Raw genomic sequence first — 1,194 nt, forward strand, 5'->3', positions numbered from 1 at the left:
CCGTTGCGTTGAGAGACGCACGGCGGGTTCGGCGAGAGGTCCGGAGAAACGGACCGGGAGCAATCCCGGCACCGCGCTCCGGGCCTACTCAGCGAGGACGATCAACGGCGCTGGAGTTGGTCACCATCCGCATGGCTATGCCGCTCAATCAGCCCAACCCAGCGGATCCTGTGTCACACCTACGGCCGGGGCAAGGACCAGCACATCCCCGTTCCCGGGTGGCCCTACTCGATCGTCTGTGCGCTGGAACCCGGCCGCAGCTCGTGGACCGCACCGCTGGACGCGCTGCGTCTGGCGCCTGGGGACGACACCGCCACCGTCACCGCCCGGCAGCTGCGCGAACTGGTCGAGCGGCTGATCACCGCAGGCCAGTGGCAGACCGGGGACCCGGACATCCTCGTTGTCGCAGACGCGGGATACGACGCGCCCCGTCTCGCTTTTCTGCTGAAGGACCTGCCGGTGCAGGTCCTGGCCCGGATGCGCTCGGACCGCGTCCTGCGTCGGCCAGCCCCGCCGCGGGAGCCGCATACCAAAGGCCGGCCGCCCCGACATGGCGGCGAGTTCGTCTTCGGCCAGCCCGACACCTGGGGCGCCCCGGACACCCACATCATCACCGAAACACGCCTCTACGGAACCACCCTCGCACGCTCTTGGAACCGGCTCCACCCCAAGCTCACCCACCGCTCGTCCTGGGCCGCGGCCGACGGCACTCTCCCGATCGTCGAAGGGACCGTGATCCGCCTGGACACCGACCACCTGCCCAGCGGGGCCACCCCGAAGCCGGTCTGGCTGTGGTGGTCCGGCACCGACGCAGACGCAGCGGACACCGACCGGCTCTGGCAGGCATACCTACGACGCTTCGACATCGAGCACACCTTCCGCCTGTTCAAGCAGACCCTCGGCTGGACCTGCCCAAAGATCCGCACACCCGAAGCGGCCGACCGCTGGACCTGGCTGATCCTCGCCGCCTACACCCAGTTGCGACTGGCCCGGCCACTGGCAGCCGACCGGCGTCGGCCCTGGGAGAAACCCGCACCCGCCGAACGCCTCACACCCGCCCGCGTCCGCCGCGACTTCCGGCACATCCGCCCGACAGCCACGAGGCTGTCGCACGACTTCTCCCGTCCGGGAGTCAAGAGCGCGATTTTGCGGTGCCGGCGAGGAGTTTGCTGAGGTTGTGGACGGTGCCGAGGA

The 1,194-nt window shown here is 69.6% G+C and carries 1 pseudogene; it reads left to right on the top strand.

The window, feature by feature from the left end:
- Positions 1 to 159: 159 nt before the first annotated feature.
- A pseudogene (locus tag ACFVZH_RS40420) lies at positions 160 to 1,098 on the top strand (transposase); the annotation flags it as partial.
- Positions 1,099 to 1,194: the final 96 nt, after the last annotated feature.

It is taken from the genome of Streptomyces sp. NPDC059534 (assembly GCF_042743475.1).
In the GTDB taxonomy this organism is placed as follows: Bacteria; Actinomycetota; Actinomycetes; order Streptomycetales; family Streptomycetaceae; genus Streptomyces.